Here is a 3,799-nt window from a genome sequence, read left to right as displayed (position 1 = left end):
TTTAGAGGCTGTCTAAAAACTCCAATTTCAAAAACTCATCTCCCACTTCGCCCCTAAAAAGGAGCTAATTTCGCATAAAACTTCCCACATTGACCTCAAAATCAGATCTCATGTAGGAGTAATTCCCCACCTTGGGCAAAATGCCCTTAGTTTTTGGACACCCTCTTTAGACAACTTCTCAAAATGTCGCTGGAACCCGTGGCGTTGCTGTTTCGGATTCAAACAGGGCTGCCGGAAGGGCGCTTGGCCTTACCGCATGTGTGGAGCCGGTCGTAGGTTGTGCGCCAATAGGATAATGAAAAGGAGGTGTTAAGACATGTTTTGTTTCCACTGCGGTCAGAAAGTGGAGCCGAGAGATCGTTTCTGCAACGGGTGCGGCACCCCGGTTGGAGCGGTTGCCAGAGGAAAGATGGGGGTTTCTCCCCACCTGGTGAAATCCCTGGCGGTGTTAGGTGGTGTTCTAGCGGTACTGCTTGTTTTAGTCATTATGGTTACGGGCTGGAGAGGGCCGCATTCCTCGCCCCGGGCGGTAGTGAAGGCTTTTGTAGAAGCCGCGGAACAGGGCGATGCAGCCCGGATAGTCCGGTTAATGGACCCCGCCTTTGTGAAGGAGCTCCTGGAGGAACGCGATATGGAACTGGAAGAACTCATCTCGGAAATGGCCGAAGAGTACTGGCCAGCCGAGGATGCCATGTCGCTGGAGTTTATTGTCGGAAAAGAAAGAATCTTCAACGGTAGGGCCGAGGTAGAGGTGACCATGAAATTCAAATACCGGGATGAAACGGAGGTAAATACAGCTCCCATTCCGGTGGTCAAACGAAACGGCAAATGGTACGTGGTTCCGGAAGATCTTTTACAGTGGTAGTTTTGTCTCTACCCGAATCAGAAGCAGCGGTGGATGAGGCTTTTGCCCCTGCACTCGCCTGTGTCTCCTGTAGTTCGGAATTGAAGCCTGGCTCCAAGTTCTGCCCGTCCTGCGGGTGGCCCAGGAGTAGATTTAATCGGAGCGGGATAGAAAGGCATTTTGCCCTTATCCTGCTCATATGGCGGTGAATTAAGGATACTAGAGGTCTTACACCTTCTATGGTTTCTTGGGGTTAGGGATGGTTGTTATTGGAGGGTTGATAGTCTTTTATGGTTGTTATAAATATAAAAGAGAGGGAGAAGGAAGAAATGGAAAAAGCTAAAAGAGGGCAATAATCATAGGAGAAAGGAATGATAAAACTCGCAAGGGCCTACGGAACGCCATGGCCAAGGGAGAAAAGATTAAAAAGTCAACTTTCTGTAATATTAAATCTTTAAAAAGGGAGGTATCTTGTTGTGATGAACACATCAAGAAGTGAGTTGTCTCGTTTAATTCAAAAAGTAGTAGGTCTTGTTATTTCTGTGATAGTTTTAGCCATCATAAGGGCTGTTGTTATCAGGTTGCCAGGTATGGATGCGAGGCTAATTGAGCATCTTACCGTAGCAGATTTAGCCGCTTCAATCATATTAATCATTATCACTTTTATCATTATCTCCTTCGTTAAGGATATCTCGTACCTGATGATAGACATCGTGCCTTCTTTCCCGGAGATATCCACCTTGATCACAAACTTAGCTTACCTAATCACCATAGTCATTATCTACACGGGCTTTGATACCATATTCATGCCTTGGCTTTATCGAGCTGACCTGCCTTGGTTATACCCTGTAGTCTTACTACTTGCAGCTGCCTACCCGCTTTACAATATAATCACCATGCTCATTACCAGATCAAGTGCTGTAACTGAACTCTTCACCTCACAGAGACCAGCACCAACCGCTACCAAGACCGTCACCTGTCCCCACTGTAATTCTCAGGTCAGCCCCTTCCAGTTCTGTGGTAACTGTGGTAAGGAGCTTCCTATAGCTACTGTTACCCAGGCTCCCCCTAAATGCGGTAAATGCGGTGCACTTGTTAAGGTAGATGCATCATTTTGCACTTCCTGTGGCTATAAACTGAAAGGAGAAGAGGGAGGGGATTAAACATGCCTTACTGCCCTAACTGTGGACAGGAGAACAACCCAAGTTCCAGGTTTTGCTTAGCTTGTGGAACCAAACTCGAATCAGTAGTTGAAGGAACTAAAGGTCTTCCTGTAAAAGCCATAGTTATAGGAGCAACAGCTCTTCTCATTGTAATTGTGGCAATTGTTCTTCTTACTTCCCCTAAGGGTAACGATATCTACGGGTCTTACCGATCCTTAGTATTTCCCTCTTCACATTTGGAACTCAAAAGAGACCACACCTTTATAATGAATTTGTATGTATTGGGTGTAAAGATTAATGGAACATGGGAGATTATTGAAGATGATCAGATAAATTTTGAGGTGTCCCCCAGTGATGAGCTTCTCCTTCCCTTCGCCATAGGTGCCCCAGCAATAATAAAAGACGACCAAATAATGGGTTTAGGTGGTATTTGGAAGCGAAGATAAACAGCCAATACCAACTACTGGTTAATAAAATTTAAAGGAGGATGAAAAATGTCATACTGTCCAAATTGTGGAACGGAAAATGAAGTAGGGGCGAAGTTCTGCTCTAATTGCGCTACTAAACTTGACTTTCAAGTTAGAGCAGAACCAACACGAAGAGTGATTAGCAAACCTCTTATACTCGGTGCCGTAGCTCTCATTTTAATTCTATTGGTAGTCCTTGTTATTCTGCCTCGGGGCTTAGGTATATACGGAACATATGAGATGGAGAATTTTCCAGCATATTTTACAGAAATCAAACGAGATGGTACCTTTTCTCTAACAATGTGGGGAATGAGAATTGATGGAAGGTGGGAAAGGGAGGGTAACAGGTTAACTTTCATAGTTCCTGGTTTCCCTACGAGTAGTGGAACAATAGAAGGTAACAGGATAATTGCTGATGACGGTTCCGTCTGGATAAAACGCCGATAGCTTTGGAGTACACTTAGCAGTAAACTATAGCTTTTTGTAAAAGCTTTATAAATCTCCTATCCTGTGGAGAGGGTGTATTGTTGTTTTTATCGTCTCACTGGCAAAAGGGGGAGGTTTATCATTATAGAGAAGGTGTTATTTGATACTGTGTAGAAGAGATAATTAGGAGAACAAAAAGTGTGAGTGAGGTTTTCAGAGTAAGAGCCTGAAAGAAAAGAAGGGAGGTTTAAAAGATGCCATATTGTTCAAAGTGTGGTGGTGAGATTAGTAGTGGTTTAAGGTTCTGCCCTAAGTGTGGAACCCAGGTGAGTATTGAACCCCAAGTATCAGTAGGAGAGAGAAGGTTTAAAAATACCCCAGTAAAAGGTATCTTGGTGGGAGTAATTATCCTACTAATAGCTTCAGTAGGAGTTTATCTCTTCCTTACCAGAAACAAGGCACCAGTGATTGTAAGTTTAGAGGCACCCTCAGTGGTAGCGATAAATGAGATAGTTTCCCTAACCTCTTCTGCTACCGATGAAGATGGTGATACCTTAACCTACACCTGGCAGGCTGAGGCTGGCACAATCTCAGGGGAAGGTTCTACCGTAACCTACACTGCTCCCAAGACTGCTGGCACCTATGCCCTTACTGTCTCGGTCTCTGATGGTAGAGGGGGTAGAGCTAAGCAAAGTATTAATATTGAAGTACTTCTGCTCTGGCAGAAAACTTACGGGGGTAAAGATTTAGATAGGGCCTTCTCCATCCAACAAACCAAGGATGGTGGCTACATCGTAGCTGGATATACAGAGTCTTTCGGGGCAGGAGATTCTGACTTCTATATCCTGAAGCTGGACCCTACAGGTAAGGTTCTCTGGGAGAAGACCTATGGGGGTGAA

Annotated in this window: 5 protein-coding genes; all 5 read left to right on the top strand. The window is 44.7% G+C overall.

Annotation, left to right across the window (positions count from 1 at the left end):
• Nucleotides 1-316: 316 nt before the first annotated feature.
• Nucleotides 317-865, top strand: a complete 549-nt coding sequence (locus HW443_RS09740) for a zinc-ribbon domain-containing protein (RefSeq protein ID WP_176236065.1) — start codon at nucleotides 317-319, stop codon at nucleotides 863-865.
• Between the two features lie 458 nt (nucleotides 866-1,323).
• Nucleotides 1,324-2,007 carry a zinc ribbon domain-containing protein gene (locus HW443_RS09735; protein ID WP_258188998.1) on the top strand — a complete coding sequence of 228 codons (684 nt, stop codon included), beginning with the start codon at nucleotides 1,324-1,326 and terminating at the stop codon, nucleotides 2,005-2,007.
• 2 nt (nucleotides 2,008-2,009) lie between these two features.
• Entirely contained in the window at nucleotides 2,010-2,453 is a 444-nt protein-coding gene (locus HW443_RS09730; RefSeq protein WP_176236063.1) for a zinc ribbon domain-containing protein, read from the top strand.
• Between the two features lie 48 nt (nucleotides 2,454-2,501).
• Entirely contained in the window at nucleotides 2,502-2,921 is a 420-nt protein-coding gene (locus HW443_RS09725) for a zinc ribbon domain-containing protein (protein ID WP_176236062.1), read from the top strand.
• Nucleotides 2,922-3,154: 233 nt separating this feature from the next.
• The coding region (locus HW443_RS09720; protein ID WP_176238117.1) for an Ig-like domain-containing protein at nucleotides 3,155-3,799 on the top strand (645 nt) is incomplete at its 3' end.

The sequence above is a fragment of the Candidatus Hakubella thermalkaliphila genome (assembly GCF_013281975.1).
Classification (GTDB): domain Bacteria; phylum Actinomycetota; class Humimicrobiia; order Hakubellales; family Hakubellaceae; genus Hakubella; species Hakubella thermalkaliphila.
Note: the sequence above shows the minus strand (reverse complement) of the source record. Positions and strands in the feature narration are given on the sequence as shown.

Bases quoted from the DNA above. Each gene is read 5' to 3' on its own strand.
- HW443_RS09735 (WP_258188998.1), top strand. From the start codon at position 1,324: ATGAACACATCAAGAAGTGAGTTGTCTCGTTTAATTCAAAAAGTAGTA.
- HW443_RS09740 (WP_176236065.1), top strand. From the start codon at position 317: ATGTTTTGTTTCCACTGCGGTCAGAAAGTGGAGCCGAGAGATCGTTTC.
- HW443_RS09725 (WP_176236062.1), top strand. From the start codon at position 2,502: ATGTCATACTGTCCAAATTGTGGAACGGAAAATGAAGTAGGGGCGAAG.
- HW443_RS09730 (WP_176236063.1), top strand. From the start codon at position 2,010: ATGCCTTACTGCCCTAACTGTGGACAGGAGAACAACCCAAGTTCCAGG.